We start from the raw sequence: 18932 nt of genomic DNA on the forward strand, positions 1-18932 counted from the left end.
TATGCGTTTTGCCCTGATCATCGCTGTGCTGTGCAGCCTGGCCGGAATCGCCCATGCGACTCCGGCCGACGCGCCTCGCAAAGCCTACCTGACCCTTATCATCGACGACCTGGGACAAAACCTGCCCCGGGACCGTCGTGTGCTGGCCCTGCCTGGGCCGGTGACCACGGCGATCATGCCCGACACGCCCCACGCCGCCGAATTTGCCCGTGAGGCACACAAGGCCGGCAAGATCGTGATCCTGCATATGCCTATGGACCCGGCCACCGGCCCGTTCGCCTGGCACCCCGACTTGCCTATCGAAGAACTCGGCAAACGCCTGGACGCCGCCTTCAAGGTTGTGCCCTATACCGCCGGCATCAACAACCATATGGGCAGCCGCATGACCGCCCAGCCAGCGGCGATGGCGTGGCTGATGGCCGAGCTGCAACGGCGCAACAAGTTCTTTGTCGACAGCCGCACCAGCGCACAGACCGTCGCCGCCGCCGAGGCGCAGAAGATCGGGCTGGCGCATGTGTCGCGGGATGTTTTCCTGGATGACGAACGCACCGAAGCGGCGATTGCCACACAACTGCAAACCGCGATCAAGCTGGCCCACAAGCAGGGCTCGGTGGTGATGATCGGCCACCCTTACCCGCAAACGCTGGCGGTACTGGAGCGTGAGTTGCCCAAGCTCAAGGCCCAGGGCATCGACTGGATTGATATCAAGTTGATGATCAGCGTGCGCAGCAACCTAGCCATGGCTGCACACGGTAAAAACGGGACGTATCTTCCCGCGCGTAGATAGTTACCGCTCGGCGCCGAGTGCACTGCTCGATAGTTGATGCTCCCATCAACTGGAGAGCCCTCCATGAAGCCTCTGCAATTCAATGACCTGCTCATCAGCTTTACCAGCGAGTTTCTGCCGCTGTGGAACGACAAGGGGTCGGGCGCGCACAAAGCCGTCGGCCTCTGGCGGCCGAGCACCGCCTCCGATGCACTGAGACCGTTTTTTACCTTGGGTGATATTGCGGTCGACCACTATCGCAATATCAACCACGGCAACGTTGTCGCCGTCGTCAGCGACGCGAACAACGTCGACGGCACGGCCCTGCGTGCGCCCGTCGATTATCAATTGGTGTGGCAGGATGAAGGCACCGGAGCGCTGAGCAATGCATCTATCTGGCGCCCGCTGCCGCCAGAGGGCTATGTGGCGATGGGGCTGGTGTACGGCGTGGACTACGACAAACCTTCACGCCATGCCGTGCGGTGCGTGCGAAAAGACCTGGTGATGGCCGCTCAAACGGGCGAATTGATCTGGGACGATAAAGGCAGCGGCGCCACCAACGACTTAAGCCTCTGGTCGGTGACACCTCCCGATGCACCCGCCGGCGAAATATACCTCGCCCCCGGCACCTTCATAGGCCATGGCGACTATGCCAAGCCAAGCCTTGAGGCCTATTCACTGCGCCTGACATTGACAGCGCGACTGCACGACCTGCCGCCACCGCCCGCGCTCAGCGGGTACGAAAGCCCGGGCAATGATGAATCCGCCCACGCGCCTCAGGTGTGTGAGCTGCCATGGTTCTGTGTCAAAGACCCGGAGTTGGCCGTGATCGAACAGTTTCAGGCATCGCCCACCTACCGCCTGGAGCGCACGGACCGCCACCTGTGTGTCGGCTTTGGGCACAACACCGAAGCTACCAGTCAGCCATTCATGTGGACGGCCGCGAAAGGTGAAGTAAGCGGGACTGCCAAGGCACTGGCGGCCAACACCAGTATCGGTCTGGGTAAAGAGTGGCCGGTGGGCGAACACGTCTTCGAATTGAGTTTTTCGGCGCACCTGGATCGCGACTTCACACACACGCAGCGCTCGGCGAAAGGCTGGGACCAGGCTTCGTCGCTGGAAATCATCACTTATGTTCCGCCGAAAAAAGCCGTTGCGGCGTACCTTGTCCAAAGCGAATACCGCCTGCTGCGGCAGGACGGCAGTCAGGTTTCAAGCACCGCCAGCTATACCAATGGTGACCACGTGTACATGAGCGAGTCTCCAAACGCAGAGGTGCTGCCTGATGAGTCACCTCAAGCAGAGCCCGAACTAGAGGTAACGGGCCATGATCTGATCGACACCACCCTCACCCCGTAACTGCTCGAGTGCCGCCTGAAGCTTGGCCACCACCTCATCCGGCACGTCTTTGTTCAGCGCCAGGTACAACTGGGCACTGTTGAAGCGCAGCACGGTTTTCAGTTGGGTCACCCCCACCTGGCGAGCCAGGTAACGGCCCGCCGGATCGCCGGTGGCCCACAGGTCGATCTGGCCATCCACCAGCTTTTGCGCATTGTCCTGATCACGTAGCGCAACGATGGGCTTAAGGCCCTGCTTTTCCAGGGTCTCGGCAATGGCGTCACCTTTGTAGGCGCCGACCTTGTATCGACGAGCCTGTTCAAGGTCTGTCAGCTCAATCTTGCTGTCGGCCTTGGCCAGCATCACCCAATCATCCGGGCCGATGGGGCCGACCCATTTGAACAGGGCTTCGCGGTCTGGCAGGCGCGCCATCACAAAGACACCGTAGCCGGGCTTTTCCAGGGCGAGTTTGTAGATGCGCTCCCAAGGGAAACGCAGAGTCAGGTTGTAGGAAATGCCCGCACGCTTGAACGTCTCGCGCACGATATCGACGGCGATGCCCTCGATGTTTTCTTCCTTGGCGAAGTTCTTGCCGTTTTTCGCCATGTTGTAAGGCGGGAAGTTTTCCGTCAGCAACACCAGGGAGGCGTCGGACGGTTCCTCGGCGTGAGCCGAGCCCGTCAACAGAATGGACGTACTGGCGAGAGCAAGCAGAAGGGTCTTGAACATGAAGGCTACCGGAATCCATGGCAAGCGCAGAGAGTGCCCCGCGCCTGCCAGGGTGTCCAGCAGCGTTTAGCGAACGACGATACCGCGTGCGGCCATATAGGCTTTTGCCTCCGGCACGGTGTATTCGCCAAAGTGGAAAATGCTCGCCGCCAGCACCGCACTGGCGTGGCCTTCGATCACGCCGTCGGCCAGGTGCTGCAGGTTGCCGACGCCGCCGGAGGCGATCACCGGAATGCCCAGCGCATCGCTGATGGCGCGGGTCACGCCCAGGTCGAAGCCGTTTTTCATGCCGTCCTGGTCCATGCTGGTCAGCAGGATTTCACCGGCGCCCAGGGCTTCCATCTTCATCGCCCATTCCACCGCGTCCAGGCCGGTCGGCTTGCGACCGCCGTGGGTGAAGATCTCCCAGCGCGGGGTTTCGCCCGGGCCGGAGACCTTCTTGGCGTCGATGGCGACCACGATGCATTGCGAGCCGAAGTGCTGCGCGGCTTCGCCGACGAACTCCGGGTTGAACACGGCGGCGGTGTTGATCGAGACCTTGTCCGCACCGGCGTTGAGCAGGTTGCGGATGTCTTGCACGGTACGCACGCCACCGCCCACGGTCAGCGGGATAAACACTTGGCTGGCCATGCGCTCGACGGTATGCAGGGTGGTGTCGCGGCCGTCGACGCTGGCGGTGATGTCGAGAAAGGTAATCTCGTCGGCACCTTGCTCATCGTAGCGACGGGCGATTTCCACCGGGTCACCGGCATCGCGGATGTTCTCGAACTTGACGCCCTTGACCACGCGACCGTTGTCGACGTCCAGGCAAGGGATGATGCGTTTGGCCAGCGCCATGGTCAGTCCTCAGCCGTTGTAGGCGTCGCAGTAAGCCTGGGCTTCGGCGACGTCCAAAGTACCTTCGTAGATCGCGCGGCCAGTAATGGCGCCGATGATGCCGGGCGCCTTGGCGTCCAGCAGCGACTTGATGTCACCCAGGTTGTGAATACCACCGGAGGCGATCACCGGGATCCTGGTTGCAGCGGCCAGCGCAGCGGTGAACGGCACGTTGCAGCCCTGCATCATGCCGTCTTTGGCGATGTCGGTATAAACAATGGCGGACACGCCGTCGGCTTCGAACTGCTTGGCCAGGTCGATGACCTGCACGGTGCTGATTTCTGCCCAGCCGTCGGTGGCGACGAAACCGTCTTTGGCGTCCAGGCCCACGATGACTTTGCCCGGAAACGCGCGGCAGGCTTCGGCGACAAAGGCCGGGTCTTTCACGGCCTTGGTGCCGATGATCACGTAGCTCACGCCAGCCTTGACGTAGTGCTCGATGGTTTCCAGGGAGCGAATGCCGCCGCCGATCTGGATCGGCAGGTTCGGGTAGCGCTTGGCGATGGCGGTAACCACTTCGCCATTGACGGGCTGGCCTTCGAAGGCGCCGTTCAAGTCCACCAGATGCAGACGACGGCAGCCCCCTTCTACCCATTTGGCAGCCATGCTCACCGGGTCATCGGAGAACACGGTGGAGTCTTCCATGCGGCCTTGGCGCAGGCGTACACAAGCGCCGTCCTTGAGATCGATAGCGGGGATAATCAGCATCTGGCAAACCTTATTCGATATTCAGCAATGCTTGGGAAATCAGGGTTTCTCAAGCGACCACAGGTCGCTTTCGATGCTTTCGAACCTTTCTTTAAGGAGCGTCTGCGTGTCGAAAATCGCCCTGTTGTAATAGTGCGGCGCCACTTCGGTGGTGAACAGCTCAAGAATCTCGGCAACCTCGAACGAGCCCAACTTGAGCTCGAAGCGGGTCTCCATGAAACGCTTGATCTTGTCGGTCGCCTCACGCTCCTGTTCGGGCGTGAGGTTCAAGATCGGCGGCTTCGGCTTCTTGGCCATTACCAGCGACCATCCCACGCGGCGAAGTTCTGCAGCAATTGCAGGCCATGGGTATGGCTCTTCTCCGGATGGAACTGCACGGCAAAGCGCGAACCGTCGGCCAGCGCTGCGGCGAAGTCGACGCCATAATGCCCGCCACCCACCACTTGGCGCGGGTTGCCAGCATTGATGTAGTAGCTGTGCACAAAGTAGAAACGCGCCAGGTCCGGAATGTCGTGCCACAGCGGGTGATCGACGGTCTGGCTGACTTCGTTCCAGCCCATATGGGGCACTTTCAAGTGCGCGCCGTCTTCGTGCAGGTCTTTGCCAAAGAACTTCACCTGGCCGGGGAACAGGCCGATGCAGTCGACGCCGCCGTTCTCTTCACTGCTGTCGAGCAAGGCTTGCATGCCCACGCAGATGCCGAGGAACGGGCGGTCCTGGCTGACTTCGCGCACCAGGCTGTCAAAGCCCAGGCGGCGGATCTCGGCCATGCAATCGCGAATCGCGCCGACGCCGGGGAACACCACGCGGTCGGCTTCGCGAATCACATTGGCGTCGCTGGTGATCAGCACCTTGCCGGCGCCCACGTGCTCGAGCGCCTTGGCCACCGAGTGCAGGTTACCCATGCCGTAATCGATAACCGCGACCGTCTGCATTACAGAACGCCCTTGGTCGACGGCATTTGCCCGGCCATGCGGTCATCCAGCTCTACTGCCATGCGCAGTGCGCGGCCGAATGCCTTGAACACGGTTTCGATCTGGTGGTGGGTGTTGGTGCCGCGCAGGTTGTCGATGTGCAGGCTGACGAGTGCGTGATTGACGAAGCCCTGGAAGAATTCCTGGAACAGGTCGACATCGAAGCCGCCCACGGTGGCGCGGGTATACGGCACATGCATCTGCAGGCCTGGGCGGCCGGAGAAGTCGATGACCACACGCGACAGCGCTTCATCCAGCGGGACATAGGCGTGGCCGTAGCGACGGATGCCTTTTTTGTCGCCGATGGCCTTGGCAAACGCCTGGCCGAGGGTGATGCCTACGTCTTCCACCGTGTGGTGGTCGTCGATATGCAGGTCGCCCTTGCTGACGATATCCAGGTCGATCAGCCCGTGACGGGCGATCTGGTCCAGCATGTGCTCAAGAAAAGGTACACCGATATCAAATCGGGCCTTTCCGGTGCCATCCAGGTTGATCGAGGCTTTGATCTGGGTTTCCAGAGTGTCGCGCTCGACGGATACCTTACGTTCGGCCATCACCAGCTCCGCAAAATCATTGGGCGAAAAAGGCAGCCATTATAGGGGCGCGGGCGCTAAACAGAAACATCGAAGGGGATAAGACTGATGGAGTGTCGGGGATAGACATGTGCATACAAGCAGGCGCTCCAGGATGGTGCGCCCCGCCGCTGTCTTGAAACGAGTAGAGATCCAGTGTGGGAGCTGGCTTGTGTGGGAGCTGGCTTGCCTGCGATGCAGACACCTCGGTATGTCGGCCACACCGCGGTGATGCTATCGCAGGCAAGCCAGCTCCCACACAAGCGCGGTTCCTGTGGGAGCCGCGCTCGCCCGACTACAGCGGTATTAGTGGAACAACACCGCCGTCTTCTGCAGGGTCACCCACACACCCCACGCCAACGGAATACCTACCACCAGCCAGGCGGCAACAGCCATCGGCACAGTACCAGGGGCCGCTTTCCACTCCAGCGAAGTGCTGGCATCGGCGCCTTTGTCATGCCCCAGCGCCTGCTCGGCAGCCAGTTCAGCGTCGGTCATGAAGTACTTGTCGGCCACCGGGCGCACCAGCAGGTTGCAGAGGAAACCCAGCACCAGCAGGCCTGCAAGGATGTACAAGGTGATGTCGTAAGCCGCAGCGCGCGGAACGCCGATGCTCAGTTGGTATTCGCGAAGGTAGTTCACCAATACCGGGCCCAGCACGCCAGCCGCCGCCCATGCGGTCAACAGGCGACCGTGGATCGCGCCGACCATTTGGGTGCCGAACAGGTCGGCCAGGTACGCAGGCACAGTCGCAAAACCGCCGCCGTACATCGACAGGATGATGCAGAACGCCGCCACAAACAGCGCCACGTTGCCCAGGTGCCCCAGGTTCGGGATCAGCGCGTACAGGGCAAAGCCTAGGGCGAAGAACACGAAGTAGGTGTTTTTACGGCCCAGGTAGTCGGAGAACGACGCCCAGAAGAACCGGCCACCGATGTTGAACAGGCTCAACAGGCCAGTGAAACCCGCAGCGATGGCCGCAATGGAGGCCAGTTGACCTGCGTCCAGCTGGCCGAACGGCACATCCACACCCAGTAACTTGCCACCGAACACTTCCTGCAGCAGCGGCGAAGCCATGCCGAGGATGCCGATACCGGCGGACACGTTCAGGCACAGCACCAGCCATACCAGACGGAATTGCGGGGTTTTCCACGCCACGTTCACGTGCACGTGACGGTGGGTGATCATCGCGTTGCTGGCTTTTTTCGCCGGCGCGGTCCAGCCCTCAGGCTTCCAGCCGGTCGGCGGAACGCGGTAGGACAGTGCACCACCGATCATGAACACGAAATAAATCACGGCCATGACTACAAAGCTCTGCCACACGCCCACGCTGGTTGGCGAGGCGAAGTGGCCCATCAGCGCTGCGGCCAACGGTGCCCCCACCATTGCGCCACCGCCGAAGCCCATGATCGCCATGCCAGTGGCCATGCCGCGCTTGTCCGGGAACCACTTGATCAGGGTCGATACAGGCGAGATATAACCCAGCCCCAGGCCGATACCACCGATCACGCCGGAGCCGATCCACATCAGCCAGATCTGGTGGGTATAAATCCCCAGCGCCGAGATCAACAGGCCGCCGCACCAGCACAACGCCGACACAACGCCCGCCTTACGTGGCCCGGCATGTTCCAGCCAGCCGCCCCAGATGGCTGCCGAGCAACCCAGGAAGATGAAGAACAGGGTGTAGATCCAGCCCAGCATGGAGATGGGCCAGTCGCACTGGGACGAGAAGACTTGCGCGATAAAGCTCATGTCCGGCGCGCAGGCGACCGGCGCGGTGATACCCAGAGCCTTGGACAGCGGCAGCCAAAACACCGAGAACCCGTAGGCCATGCCGATGCAGAGGTGGATGGCCAGGGCGGCCGGCGGAACCAGCCAGCGGTTGAAGCCGGGCTTGGCGATAATGCGCTCCTTGGACAGGAACGCGGGCTGCGCGGCAGTACTACCGGCCGCAGTGCTAGTGCTCATTGGTGTTTCCCCCAGTTATTAGTATGTGTCCGTCAGGCGCTCTCTCCCTCGACCTTGCACGCAGAGCGTTGGCCGTTGTTGTTGAGTAAAGCTCCTTTTAAGCGCGACGCTGTGTCGCAGACGACAGACGAACCCGCGAAGATTAGCACCAGTGGATGACAGAAAAACCAAACTGACATCACCTTTTTCACTCAACCTGATCTGCCTGACGGCAAAATCCTATTTTGCCGTCCCTGGATACAATGTAACGATGCGTGAACTGACGCAGGCCTTCGGGCGTTATACTCTGCGGCTAAATTTTGAAATCGACATACAAGGACTCGCCCATGAAAGCGTTCGGCAAAATCCTGGGTCTGGTACTCCTCGGGCTGTTGCTGATCATTGTGGCCCTGGGCTTTGCCCTGACCCACCTCTTCGATCCCAACGACTACAAAGACGAGATTCGCCAGATTGCCCGCGACAAGGCCCACATCGAGCTGACGCTCAATGGCGATATTGGCTGGAGCCTGTTCCCCTGGCTGGGCCTTGAGTTGCACGAAGCCAGCGTGGCAACCCTGACCACCCCGACCCAACCGTTCGCCGACTTGCAAATGCTCGGCCTGTCGGTGCGCGTGCTGCCACTGCTGCGCCGCGAAGTGCAGATGAGCGATGTGCGTGTCGAAGGCCTCAACCTGCGCCTTAACCGTGACAAGCAAGGCCACGGCAACTGGGAAGACATCGGCAAGAATGTGCCCGACGCGGCCGAAATCGCCAGCGCCCCTGCCCCAGCACAAGCCCCTGCCCAACCCGAACCGGAGAAGCCACCCAAGCCGATCCGCCTGGACATCGACAGCCTGACCATCAACAACGCCCGCGTTGAATACAACGATGAACAAACCGGCAAACAGTTCAGTGCCGAAAGCATCCAGTTGAGCGCCGGCGCCGTGCACGAAGGCGCGAGTATTCCACTCAAACTCACTGCATTCCTGGGCAGCAACCAGCCGCTGATGCGCGTCAAAACCGAACTGAACGGCAACCTGCGCATCCAGCGTGCCCTGCAACGCTACCAGTTCGAAGACATGAAACTCAGCGGCGAAGCCACCGGCGAGCCGCTGCAAGGCAAGACCGTGACCTTCTCCACCCAGGGCCAATTGCTGGTCGACCTGGCGGCCAACATCGCCGAGTGGACCAACCTCAAGCTCTCCGCCAACCAACTGCGCGCCCTGGGTGAACTGAAGGTCAATGACCTGAACAAATCCCCGCAAGTCAGCGGCGCGTTGTCGATTGCCCAGTTTGACCTGGCCAAGTTCCTCGACAGCGTCGGCCACCCGCTGCCGCCCATGGCTGACGGCAGCCTGAGCAAGGTCGAGCTGGTCAGCCGCCTCAAGGGCACCCCGACCAGCGTGGCGCTGGAAGACCTGAACCTGAAACTCGACGGCAGCACCTTCACCGGTCGCATCGCCGTGGATGACTTCGCCAAGCAAGCCTTGCGCGTGCAGCTCAAGGGCGACACATTCAACGCCGACAACTACCTGCCGGCCAAGTCCGAATCGGCCAAAGGTGCAACCGCTGCCCGCCAGGCCGAAGTGCAGAACAGCGAAGCCGGCGCCATGGCCGCCGGTGGCACCACACCACTGCCGGAAGCCCCGACCAAAGGCGCGTGGAGCACCGACAAGCTGCTGCCACTGACCCGCCTGCGCACCCTGGACGTCAACGCCGACCTGGCTTTTGGGCAACTGACCCTGAGCAAGCTGCCGATCCAGAATGCAGCGCTCAAAGCCTCCGGCGCCGATGGCCAGCTCAAGCTCGACACCTTGAGCGGCGGCCTCTACAACGGCACCTTCCAGGCCAACGGCACACTCGATGTGCGCCAGGACATCCCGCTGCTGGCGCTGCAAACCCACATCAAGCAAGTGCCGGTTGAACGCATCCTGCAAGCCCAGGGGCAAAACCCGCCGGTCAAAGGCCAGGTTACTCTCGACAGCAACCTAACCGGCCGTGGCAACAGCCAAAAAGCGCTGATCGACAGCCTTAACGGTACCGCCAGCTTTGTGATCAATAACGGCGCGCTGCTCAACGCCAACATTGAACAGCAACTGTGCACCGGTATTGCCTTGCTCAACCGCAAGACCCTGAGCACCACGCCGCAGGGCAAGGACACGCCGTTCCAGGAACTGCGCGGCACGCTTAACTTCCGTAACGGGGTGGCGAGCAACCCGGACCTCAAAGTGCGCATCCCGGGCCTGGCGGTCAACGGCAACGGTGACGTCGACCTGCGTGTGCTGGGCATGGACTACCGCGTCGGCATCATCGTCGAAGGCGACCAGCGCGATGTGCCGGACCCGGCCTGCCAGGTCGGCGCCAACTTCCAGAACATCGAAGTGCCGCTGCGCTGCCGTGGCCCGCTGGAGCTGGGCGCCAAGGCCTGCCGCCTGGACAAGGACGGCTTGACTCAGGTCGCCATCAAAGCCGCCGGCAACAAGCTCAGCGATAAGATCGAAGAGAAGCTCGACAAGGTTAATCCACAGCTTAAAGACGCCCTTAAAGGCCTGTTCAAACGATGAGAAACGAGCAGTTTTCACAGGCGGTGCTGGATTGGTACGACCGCCACGGTCGCCATGACCTGCCCTGGCAACAGGGCATCACGCCTTACCGGGTGTGGGTCTCGGAGATCATGTTGCAACAGACCCAGGTGAGCACGGTGCTCAACTACTTCGACCGGTTCATGGCTTCCTTGCCGACGGTCGAAGCCCTGGCCGCCGCGCCGGAAGATGAAGTGCTGCACCTGTGGACCGGTCTGGGTTACTACACCCGTGCACGTAACCTGCAGAAGACTGCCAAAATCGTGGTCGCTGAATACGGCGGCGAATTTCCCAAGGATGTTGAAAAACTCACTGCGCTGCCTGGCATTGGCCTGTCCACTGCCGGCGCCATCGCCAGTTTGAGCATGGGCCTGCGCGCGCCGATCCTCGACGGCAACGTCAAACGCGTGCTGGCGCGTTTTACTGCGCAAGAGGGCTACCCCGGCGACCCCAAGGTCGCGAAGCAGCTCTGGGCCACCGCTGAGCGCTTTACGCCACACGACCGCGTCAACGCCTACACCCAGGCAATGATGGACATGGGCGCCACCCTCTGCACGCGCAGCAAGCCAAGCTGCCTGCTGTGCCCGCTGGAAAAAGGCTGCGAAGCCCACATGCTCGGCCTGGAGACGCGTTACCCGATCCCCAAGCCGCGCAAGACCATCCCGCAAAAGCGCACGCTGATGCCACTGCTGGCCAACGCCGAGGGCGCGATCCTGCTTTACCGTCGCCCGTCCACGGGCCTGTGGGGCGGCTTGTGGAGCTTGCCGGAACTCGATGACCTGCAAGACCTGGAACACCTCGCCAACCAGCACGCGCTGGCACTGGGCGAGCAACAGGCGCTGCCGGGGCTGATCCACACCTTCAGCCACTTCCAACTGGCCATCGAACCCTGGCTGGTGCAGGTCGAGGAATCCGCCCATCACGTGGCCGAGGCCGACTGGCTCTGGTATAACCTCGCCACCCCGCCGCGCCTGGGCCTTGCCGCCCCGGTGAAAAAACTGCTGAAGCGCGCGGCCGACGTATTGAACGCAGGAGTTTCGTCATGACCCGCACCGTAATGTGCCGCAAGTACAAAGAAGAACTGCCAGGCCTGGAACGCCCTCCGTACCCAGGTGCCAAGGGCCAGGACATTTTCGAGCATATCTCTGCCCAGGCCTGGGGTGACTGGCTGAAACACCAGACCCTGCTGATCAACGAAAAACGCCTGAACATGATGAACGGCGAAGATCGCAAATACCTGGCGGGTGAAATGGATAAGTTCTTTTCCGGCGAGGATTACGCCAAGGCCGACGGTTACGTGCCGCCTGCTCAATAATTGATCAAAAACCGGGGTCGGCACGTAAGCGACGGTAATAATTAAATATTTTTTGAAAACTTGCTTGACGACCCCCTGAAAAACCCGTTTAATGCGCCCCGTTGCCCAGATAGCTCAGTCGGTAGAGCAGGGGATTGAAAATCCCCGTGTCGGCGGTTCGATTCCGTCTCTGGGCACCACTAATACCGAAAAACCCCAAGCGAAGATGATTCCTTGGGGTTTTTTATTGCCTGCGATTTAGTGGCCGCGGGCCAATGCCCCGCCCGATTCACACCCGAGGGTTATTTATCCCGCTGCTCGATCGTTTAGCTGTTACTGAATTTTCTGTTGCAAGGTAGTTATTTGATGAACCGGTACTTGTTCTGCGCGCTGTTGCTGCTGACGACGTTGCTCAGTGGCTGCGCCACACAAATGGATGTCTCGATCAACGCAACCCCCGATCCGGACTATCACTTTGATCGACAGGCACTGGTGCTGGTGACCACGTCCGTGGGCGGCAGCGCGCAAAACACGCTCAATGCCCGCTATTACCTGCGGGACATGGTCAGCGCCATGAAGGACCAGGGCTTTCGCGAGGTGTACACCGATGCCAGCCTGCCCAAGAACCATGGGCCAATCAAAATGACCATCATCCTGGACGTCGACAGCAAGCAGGTCACTTACCGCTATACCGCCACCGATTACGGCCAGGTGCCCACCAGCACCACCACCGAGTGCAAGAAGAACAAAAAGAAAGCCGACCAGTTGACCTGCACCAGCAAGCCGAACACCACCTACGGCCCGGTGGGCACCTCGGAGCGCACCGGCTACACCACGCTCACTACCTTCACCGCCACCGCGCGTGACGAAGCAAGCCGGCGCGCGGTGTACGTGTTGCGGGTGATGTCCTACAACGAAGACTGCCAGGCCACCAAGATCGAAGCGTTCCTGGTCGAACAGGGCCTGCAGAACCTCAACTTCCAGGACCGCGTGCAGCGCAACTACACCGTGACGATGCCCGAGGGCTACCAGTGCAAGTAGGCGCCTGGCTACTGCAGTAGAAACACCATCAGCGGGTTGTCGTTAAGCCGCCCTTCGAAGTTTGGCGCCTGCTGCTCCATCGGCGTGCCCTTGAGCAGTGCTGCTTCTTTGCGCGGCACCAGCACCCAGGATGGACGCGGCAGGGTGGCGAGCTTCTCGGGCTCGTTACCGGCGACGAACAGCGGTTGCTCATCGTGCGTCAGGTTCATCATGTAGCGGATAGCCCAGGTGTCGCGGCCAAGGTCGACAAACACCAATGGCCCCGGCTGCGACGCACGCAATGCCTCTACCTGGCTGACAAACTTGCGGGTGTCGTATTGCAGGTCCTTGGCCGGGTCGATCACCACCACCAGCAGCAACCATTGCGCCGCCAAGGCGATCACACTGAGCCACACCAGGCGCAACGGGCGACGCCAGGCAACCAGCGCCGCCACTTGCAGCACCACCCACACGCCAATCAACGGCGGCAGCGACACGTCGGGCCAGTAACCGTGCTTCTGCCAGGTGTGCCGACAGATAAACAACACCACCACGCACAACGCCGGTAGCGCCACGACAAGCCATTCGTAGCAGCGGCGCACGCCAACGAACCAGTTTTGCGCCTGGAGCAGCCCATAGGCGGCGACAGCGGCAAACATCGGCACCATCGGCAGAATGTAGTAAGCACGCTTGAAGTGCGGCACCGACAGCCCGAGCAGGATCATCAGGCCACAGGCCGCCAGCCGCACCACCATTTGCACGTCTTCGTTGACCCAGCGCTCAGACCAGCGATGCCGCAGCGCGATCATCGCCGCCAACGCCAACGGCACCACCGGGAAATAGCGATACAAACTCAGCTTGAAGTAGAAGTAGAACGGCTCGCCGGACTCGTCGAGGCGCCCACTGACCTGCATCCTGAACACATCGTCGGCAAAGGCCTCGCCACCGCTGAAACGCGCCAGCTTCATCAACGCCCACCAGCAGGCCCCGAGCAACGCCAGCCCCACAAAACCATGGATCAACACCTGCTTGACCCGTTCGCCCGGCTTGCCCAGCGCCCAGTAAACGCACACCACGCCGCAGACTTCGATAAGCCCCAAAGGCCCACGAATCGCGAAGGCCAGCACAAACAGCGGGAACACCGCCAACTGTCGAAGCCGTGACCCGAGACGCTCGCCCGTGTGCAGCAGGTAGAAGCTGCCTACGCATAAGAGCGCGACCATCAGGTCCAGGCAGACCGAGCGCGACTTATCGAGCAATTGGGTGGTAAGCAGCGTCAGCAGCACCGTCAGCAATGCCCAAGGCCGACTGAACGGTACCAGCAGGCGATAGATCAGGGCGATCACACCCGCCGCAGCAAGGGCCGTCGGCAGTACGTTGGCCAGGTGGTTCGGCGCGCCGAACAGGCGGGCAAACACAAAGCTGAAGAAAGTCGCAGTGCCGGGATAGTCCGGGTACGGCTGGCCGTAGGTGGTAGGAAAAAGACTCGCGCCATGGCGAAACATTTCCTGCATGAACAACGCCCATCGACCGTCAAAGCCTTGGGGTTGCTCGTCCCAGATACCCAAGGTAAACAGCAATAAAGCGATCAGAAACAGGCCCAGAGACTCCAGGCGATAACGGCTGCGGTGGTCCATCGAATGTCCTTTCAGGTGGGGTACGCCGACTCCATGGTGCCGACTCCATCCCTGAATAACGCCTGAACAAATCCGAGTATTTATGGACTTATCGACCGGCGCGCCACACCAGCGCGGGAATCAGCCGGATGTAGAGTAGCTCGCCCACCAGCTCAAGCAGGGTTTGGAGGATCACCGCCGTTGCGGCCAGCCCGCGCACGTCTTCAGGCAGGGCCAACGCCAGTGGCAGCACCACCAATGAGTTGCGCGTCGAAGCACTGAAGGTCACCGCCCGCGCGGCAACAGCAGGCAACGCAAACAACCGCGCAGCCAGCGCGCCTATCAGCGGCGCCAGCAACAGGAAGCCGAGGTACACCGGGATCACCGGCAACAACAACGCAATATCGCGCACCACCGAAGTGATCTGCGAGCCGATCACCACAAACAGCACCAACGCCATCGCCGGCACCGGCAGCCAGGCCCAGGCGTTGTTCCAAACATTGATAATGCTTGAGCGCCGCGCCAGGCAGGTGGTCAGCACCGCCAGGATCATCGGCAGCACAATCAGCAACAGGAACGCCTCGACAAACGGCCCCACCGCCACCACCACGGCGGACTGGGCGCCCAGCATGAAGCTCAGGTACACCGGCAGCAGCACCAATTGCAGCAACAACAACACCGGCGTCGCCGCCAGCATCAGCCGCGAGTCACCCTTGCCGATATGGGTAAACACCACCACATAGTCGATACACGGCGTGAGCAACACCAGCAGCGCGCCCACCAGCAACGCCGGGCGTTCCACCAGGCCCCGGGTCAACGCCCACACCAGCAAGGGCACCAGAATGAAATTGGCCAGCAGCAATGCGCAGATAAAGCGTTTATTACCCAGGCCCTGGCGCAGGTCCAGAAACGGAATTTGCAGGAACATGGCGTACATCAGCACTGCGATGGCAGGTGTGACCAGCACGCCAAGACCTTGGGCTGACAAAGGGGCGAACACGCCAAATGCGACCGCCAGGAGCACGGCGACGAAGTAGATCGGGATTTGGTTGTGTTCGAGGGTGTCACGGGTCATGGGCTGACTCTGGTTGATCAATTGATCGCAAGCCTAAGCACCGGGAGCGCCGAGGTCGAGCATCGCGACATTTCCTGCGCCCATCACGCGCTAAATTTGTTAGTTTCGGCTTCTTATAAAAGCGCGCGGATCAAGCCCGTACCAAAAAGCGCAAGTATCGAGCCGACTCATGAACCTGCCCACCCGCCCTGCCCCACAAACATTCTGCGAGCCCGCTGCCGACGGCTACCCAATCGGCGGCTTCACCTGGCGCCACCCGCGCACCGACTTCGAACGCCCGGTCGTCATCATCAACGCCGCCACCTCGGTCCGCTGCCGCCACTATTCACGCTTCGCCGACTACCTGTTTGCCAACGGCTTCGACGTGATCACCTACGACTACCGTGGCATCGGCGAATCCCGCAGCGGCGCGTTGCGAGGCTTCAAGGCGTCGTGGTCAGATTGGGGCGTGCTGGATTTCGAGGCGATGCTGCAGCGCGCACAGCGGGAGTTTCCGGGGCAGCCGATTGATGTGGTCGGCCACAGTTTCGGCGGGTGCGCGGCAGGGCTCGGTGCTTGCGGCGCAGTGATTCGGCGCATCGTCACGGTCGGCGCGCAGTTTGCGTACTGGCGCGATTACGCGGCGAGCGGGCGCTGGCGCATGTTTGCCAAGTGGCATGTGGTGATGCCGCTGGTGACGGCCCTGTGCGGCTACTTCCCCGGCAAGCGCATGGGCTGGCTGGAGGACACGCCGGCAGGCGTGGTGCGCGACTGGAGCATGCCGACACCGCGCTATGAAACGCGCCCCAGCGGGCGCGGCCTGGGCGAGCTGCCTTTTTCTCGAGTGAAGGCGCAGTTGCTGGCCATCAGCATCACCGACGATCCGTTTGGCACAGTGGCGGCTATTGAGCGACTGCTGGGTTATTTTGAAAACAGCGCGCGCACTCACCTGCGAATCGCGCCCGATGACATCGGCGAAAAAGCCGTCGGGCATTTCGCTTTCTTTCGCAGTGAATATCAGGACCGGTTGTGGCCGATTGCGCTGGGATGGCTGCAGAAAGGCGAATTGGCGCCCGGCACACCCGGCGTGCGTGTCTAGATTTCCTTGGGATTTCCCCCAACCTGCGCTTCAATACCCCACCCCGATTAAGAACCCAAGGACGTTGAGCCCATGGCCTCGCCGAACAAGCAGCAAAAACGTGCCCACCGGGCCAAGGCCAAGGCCAAGCAAAACCGCACCCAGCGCGCCGTCGCGACCAAGCCGGATGCGTTCGCTGGCGACGACAGCCGCATTGACCTTGAGTCGGTGGATTTGACCGAATTGTTTGTCGAGATGCGCGCAGCCGGCGAGAGCAGCCAGCAGGCGTTGTGTGCGGCATTCCTGGCGCACCCACTGTTGGCCGTGGTGCTGGAGCAGGAAGGCGAAGAAGACGCGACAGATTTTATCCTGGCGGCGCTGATCGAGTATCGCCAGTGGGCGACGGACACCGAGGATGAAGCAGCGGCGCTGGCGTGGATTGAATCCCCGCAGTTCCAGGCCGATTACGTGGCGGCATCCCAGGCGCTGGCCAACTCCCAGGACTGATACACAACACAATGTGGGAGCGGGCTTGCCCGCGATGGCGGCGTGTCTGGCGAATCATTTATCGACTGCCAGCCCGTCATCGCGGGCAAGCCCGGCTCCCACAGGGTTCAGTGTTTCTAGCTGATACTGCGGACTGACACAAACCAACTGTGGGAGCGGGCTTGCCCGCGATGGCGGTGTATCAGGCGAGGAATTTATCGACTGCCAGCCCGTCATCGCGGGCAAGCCCGGCTCCCACAGGGTTCTGTGTTTTTGGCTGATTCAGCTGACTGACACAAAACAACTGTGGGAGCGGGCTTGCCCGCGATGGCGGTGTATCAGGCGAAGAATTTATCCACTGCCAGCCCGTCATCGCGAGCAAGCCCGCTCCCACACTTTTTTTGAACTGCGGCGCACTGCGCACCGCAGTTCATCACATCAATTGAGTACCGCAGCGCCTACCTTCTGCGCCTTGCGGCGGCTCGCCACGATCAGCCCCGCCAGCACCACCAACAAGCTCAGAATGCCGGTTGCGATGATCTCGACGCGGTGGGCTTCCTGGAACAGCATGATGGTCAACGTACCGACGATGAACACCATCACCGCGTAGGTCAGGCCCGGGAACAGCCACATCTTGAAGACAATTTTCTCGCCAGCAGCGGTACGCTTCTGGCGCATGCGCAGTTGCGATACGGCGATCACCAGGTACACCAGCAACGCGATAGCGCCGGAGCTGGCCAGCAGGAATTCGAACACTGCAGCCGGCGCCACGTAGTTGGCGAATACCGCCAGGAACGCAGCACCGGTCGACAGCAACACCGCCCAGTAAGGCGTGCCGCTTTTGTTGGTGCGCTTGGCCACGGCCGGTGCATCACCGCGACGGCCCAGGGAGAACAGCATGCGCGAGGCGGTGTACAGCGCCGAGTTGAGGCAGCTGGTCACGGCAACCAATACCACCAGGTCGACGATCAGCTTGGCATTCGGGATGCCCATGCGTTCCAGCACGGTCTGGTAGGAACCTACCGCCGCCAGGGTCGGATCGTTCCATGGCACCAGGGACACCACGATGAAGATCGACAGCAGGTAGAACAAACCAATCCGCCAGATCACCGAGTTGGTGGCCTTGGTGATTTGCTGGCCAGGGTTCTTCGATTCGGCCGCTGCAATGGTGACGATCTCGGTACCCATGAACGAGAACATGGTGGTCAGGATCGCCGCCAATACCGCGCCCATGCCATTAGGCATGAAGCCTTGGGTGTCGAACAGGTGCGAAACACCGCTGACCTGGCTGGTCGGCAGGAAGCCGAAGATCGCCGCGAGGCCCAGGATCACAAAGGCTACGATCGCCACGACTTTGATCAGCGCAAACCAGAACTCGAACTCGCCGTAGTTCTTCACGCTGAACAGGTTAGTGGCCGTGAGCAGCAAGGTGATGATCAGGGTAAACGCCCAGATCGCCACATCGGGGAACCAGGCATGCAGGATGGTCGCGGCGGCGTTGGCTTCCAGTGGAATCACCAGCACCCAGAACCACCAGTACAACCAGCCGATAGTGAAACCGGCCCAGTGACCGATCGCACGGTCGGCATAGGTGGAGAACGAACCGGTGTCCGGGGAGGCCACGGCCATTTCGGCGAGCATGCGCATCACCAACACCACCAGCGTGCCCGCAGCGGCGTAAGCCAGCAGCACGGCGGGGCCGGCGGCTGCAATCGCGTGGCCGGAGCCGACAAACAAACCGGCACCAATAACGCCGGCAATCGACAGCATGGTGACGTGACGCGGTTTGAGCCCCTGTTCGAGGTCATTGGAGCTTTGCGTACTACTCATTGACACACCTTTGCGAGGAATTGCGAAAACGGTCCGCCCGGCCTGCGATCCTTCTCGTGAAA

The 18932-nt window shown here is 61.3% G+C and carries 18 protein-coding genes and 1 tRNA gene; 9 read left to right on the plus strand and 10 right to left on the minus strand.

What is annotated here, in order from left to right; translation table 11 throughout:
- Window position 1: 1 nt before the first annotated feature.
- Entirely contained in the window at window positions 2-787 is a 786-nt protein-coding gene (locus AOA62_RS19890) for a divergent polysaccharide deacetylase family protein (protein WP_099549498.1), read from the plus strand.
- 63 nt (window positions 788-850) lie between these two features.
- Window positions 851-2125: a Vps62-related protein gene (locus AOA62_RS19895; RefSeq protein WP_099549499.1), complete on the plus strand. Its 1275-nt coding sequence runs from the start codon at window positions 851-853 to the stop codon at window positions 2123-2125.
- Here the strand turns inward: AOA62_RS19895 and AOA62_RS19900 are convergent.
- The 7 genes from AOA62_RS19900 to AOA62_RS19930 all read right to left on the minus strand — a co-directional run bounded on the left by AOA62_RS19900 (window position 2078) and on the right by AOA62_RS19930 (window position 7931).
- Entirely contained in the window at window positions 2078-2833 is a 756-nt protein-coding gene (locus tag AOA62_RS19900) for an ABC transporter substrate-binding protein (protein WP_017138642.1), read from the minus strand. The genes AOA62_RS19895 and AOA62_RS19900 overlap by 48 nt on opposite strands.
- A 66-nt stretch (window positions 2834-2899) precedes the next feature.
- The gene (gene hisF, locus AOA62_RS19905) at window positions 2900-3670 is read right to left on the minus strand and encodes an imidazole glycerol phosphate synthase subunit HisF (protein WP_017138643.1); all 771 of its coding nucleotides are present in this window, start codon (window positions 3668-3670) and stop codon (window positions 2900-2902) included.
- Between the two features lie 9 nt (window positions 3671-3679).
- Window positions 3680-4417, minus strand: a complete 738-nt coding sequence (gene hisA / locus AOA62_RS19910) for a 1-(5-phosphoribosyl)-5-[(5-phosphoribosylamino)methylideneamino]imidazole-4-carboxamide isomerase (RefSeq protein WP_008435688.1) — start codon at window positions 4415-4417, stop codon at window positions 3680-3682.
- 39 nt (window positions 4418-4456) lie between these two features.
- Window positions 4457-4714 carry a DUF2164 domain-containing protein gene (locus AOA62_RS19915; protein ID WP_099549500.1) on the minus strand — a complete coding sequence of 86 codons (258 nt, stop codon included), beginning with the start codon at window positions 4712-4714 and terminating at the stop codon, window positions 4457-4459.
- The gene (gene hisH, locus AOA62_RS19920) at window positions 4714-5352 is read right to left on the minus strand and encodes an imidazole glycerol phosphate synthase subunit HisH (RefSeq protein ID WP_017138644.1); all 639 of its coding nucleotides are present in this window, start codon (window positions 5350-5352) and stop codon (window positions 4714-4716) included. Before hisH ends, AOA62_RS19915 begins: the two co-directional genes overlap by 1 nt.
- Complete coding sequence (gene hisB / locus AOA62_RS19925) at window positions 5352-5945, minus strand: imidazoleglycerol-phosphate dehydratase HisB (RefSeq protein WP_017138645.1); 594 nt, start codon at window positions 5943-5945, stop codon at window positions 5352-5354. Before hisB ends, hisH begins: the two co-directional genes overlap by 1 nt.
- A gap of 324 nt (window positions 5946-6269) precedes the next feature.
- Window positions 6270-7931: an OFA family MFS transporter gene (locus AOA62_RS19930; protein ID WP_099549501.1), complete on the minus strand. Its 1662-nt coding sequence runs from the start codon at window positions 7929-7931 to the stop codon at window positions 6270-6272.
- Window positions 7932-8257: 326 nt separating this feature from the next.
- On the opposite strand from AOA62_RS19930, the gene AOA62_RS19935 reads away from it, so the two are divergent.
- The 5 genes from AOA62_RS19935 to AOA62_RS19955 all read left to right on the plus strand — a co-directional run bounded on the left by AOA62_RS19935 (window position 8258) and on the right by AOA62_RS19955 (window position 12827).
- A complete protein-coding gene (locus AOA62_RS19935; RefSeq protein WP_099549502.1) occupies window positions 8258-10474 on the plus strand; it encodes an AsmA family protein in 2217 nt (738 codons plus the stop codon).
- On the plus strand, window positions 10471-11538 hold the full coding sequence (mutY, locus tag AOA62_RS19940) for an A/G-specific adenine glycosylase (RefSeq protein ID WP_099549503.1): 1068 nt from the start codon (window positions 10471-10473) through the stop codon (window positions 11536-11538). Before AOA62_RS19935 ends, mutY begins: the two co-directional genes overlap by 4 nt.
- The gene (locus AOA62_RS19945) at window positions 11535-11807 is read left to right on the plus strand and encodes an oxidative damage protection protein (protein ID WP_017138649.1); all 273 of its coding nucleotides are present in this window, start codon (window positions 11535-11537) and stop codon (window positions 11805-11807) included. The genes mutY and AOA62_RS19945 overlap by 4 nt, the downstream gene beginning before the upstream one ends.
- Before the next feature lie 103 nt (window positions 11808-11910).
- A tRNA-Phe gene (locus AOA62_RS19950) sits at window positions 11911-11986 on the plus strand.
- Window positions 11987-12152: 166 nt separating this feature from the next.
- On the plus strand, window positions 12153-12827 hold the full coding sequence (locus tag AOA62_RS19955; protein WP_099549504.1) for a hypothetical protein: 675 nt from the start codon (window positions 12153-12155) through the stop codon (window positions 12825-12827).
- Window positions 12828-12835: 8 nt separating this feature from the next.
- On the opposite strand, the gene AOA62_RS19960 is transcribed toward AOA62_RS19955, so the two are convergent.
- Window positions 12836-14443, minus strand: a complete 1608-nt coding sequence (locus AOA62_RS19960; protein ID WP_099549505.1) for a glycosyltransferase family 39 protein — start codon at window positions 14441-14443, stop codon at window positions 12836-12838.
- Between the two features lie 88 nt (window positions 14444-14531).
- On the minus strand, window positions 14532-15497 hold the full coding sequence (locus AOA62_RS19965) for an arsenic resistance protein (protein WP_099549506.1): 966 nt from the start codon (window positions 15495-15497) through the stop codon (window positions 14532-14534).
- A gap of 169 nt (window positions 15498-15666) precedes the next feature.
- Here AOA62_RS19965 and AOA62_RS19970 point away from each other — a divergent pair, with 169 nt between their 5' ends.
- Together AOA62_RS19970 and AOA62_RS19975 are read left to right on the plus strand one after the other, a co-directional pair.
- A complete protein-coding gene (locus AOA62_RS19970; protein ID WP_099549507.1) occupies window positions 15667-16575 on the plus strand; it encodes an alpha/beta fold hydrolase in 909 nt (302 codons plus the stop codon).
- A gap of 72 nt (window positions 16576-16647) precedes the next feature.
- Entirely contained in the window at window positions 16648-17061 is a 414-nt protein-coding gene (locus tag AOA62_RS19975) for a hypothetical protein (RefSeq protein ID WP_017138654.1), read from the plus strand.
- A gap of 417 nt (window positions 17062-17478) precedes the next feature.
- On the opposite strand, the gene gabP is transcribed toward AOA62_RS19975, so the two are convergent.
- Window positions 17479-18870: a GABA permease gene (gabP, locus tag AOA62_RS19980; RefSeq protein ID WP_099549508.1), complete on the minus strand. Its 1392-nt coding sequence runs from the start codon at window positions 18868-18870 to the stop codon at window positions 17479-17481.
- Between the last annotated feature and the right edge of the window lie 62 nt (window positions 18871-18932).

Origin of the sequence: Pseudomonas sp. 2995-3 (assembly GCF_002742565.1) — a bacterium.
In the GTDB taxonomy this organism is placed as follows: domain Bacteria; phylum Pseudomonadota; class Gammaproteobacteria; order Pseudomonadales; family Pseudomonadaceae; genus Aquipseudomonas; species Aquipseudomonas edaphica.

Coding starts and splice junctions, on each gene's coding strand:
- AOA62_RS19890 (WP_099549498.1), top strand. CDS start 2: ATGCGTTTTGCCCTGATCATCGCTGTGCTGTGCAGCCTGGCCGGAATC.
- AOA62_RS19895 (WP_099549499.1), top strand. CDS start 851: ATGAAGCCTCTGCAATTCAATGACCTGCTCATCAGCTTTACCAGCGAG.
- AOA62_RS19900 (WP_017138642.1), bottom strand. CDS start 2,833: ATGTTCAAGACCCTTCTGCTTGCTCTCGCCAGTACGTCCATTCTGTTG.
- hisF (WP_017138643.1), bottom strand. CDS start 3,670: ATGGCGCTGGCCAAACGCATCATCCCTTGCCTGGACGTCGACAACGGT.
- hisA (WP_008435688.1), bottom strand. CDS start 4,417: ATGCTGATTATCCCCGCTATCGATCTCAAGGACGGCGCTTGTGTACGC.
- AOA62_RS19915 (WP_099549500.1), bottom strand. CDS start 4,714: ATGGCCAAGAAGCCGAAGCCGCCGATCTTGAACCTCACGCCCGAACAG.
- hisH (WP_017138644.1), bottom strand. CDS start 5,352: ATGCAGACGGTCGCGGTTATCGATTACGGCATGGGTAACCTGCACTCG.
- hisB (WP_017138645.1), bottom strand. CDS start 5,945: ATGGCCGAACGTAAGGTATCCGTCGAGCGCGACACTCTGGAAACCCAG.
- AOA62_RS19930 (WP_099549501.1), bottom strand. CDS start 7,931: ATGAGCACTAGCACTGCGGCCGGTAGTACTGCCGCGCAGCCCGCGTTC.
- AOA62_RS19935 (WP_099549502.1), top strand. CDS start 8,258: ATGAAAGCGTTCGGCAAAATCCTGGGTCTGGTACTCCTCGGGCTGTTG.
- mutY (WP_099549503.1), top strand. CDS start 10,471: ATGAGAAACGAGCAGTTTTCACAGGCGGTGCTGGATTGGTACGACCGC.
- AOA62_RS19945 (WP_017138649.1), top strand. CDS start 11,535: ATGACCCGCACCGTAATGTGCCGCAAGTACAAAGAAGAACTGCCAGGC.
- AOA62_RS19955 (WP_099549504.1), top strand. CDS start 12,153: ATGAACCGGTACTTGTTCTGCGCGCTGTTGCTGCTGACGACGTTGCTC.
- AOA62_RS19960 (WP_099549505.1), bottom strand. CDS start 14,443: ATGGACCACCGCAGCCGTTATCGCCTGGAGTCTCTGGGCCTGTTTCTG.
- AOA62_RS19965 (WP_099549506.1), bottom strand. CDS start 15,497: ATGACCCGTGACACCCTCGAACACAACCAAATCCCGATCTACTTCGTC.
- AOA62_RS19970 (WP_099549507.1), top strand. CDS start 15,667: ATGAACCTGCCCACCCGCCCTGCCCCACAAACATTCTGCGAGCCCGCT.
- AOA62_RS19975 (WP_017138654.1), top strand. CDS start 16,648: ATGGCCTCGCCGAACAAGCAGCAAAAACGTGCCCACCGGGCCAAGGCC.
- gabP (WP_099549508.1), bottom strand. CDS start 18,870: ATGAGTAGTACGCAAAGCTCCAATGACCTCGAACAGGGGCTCAAACCG.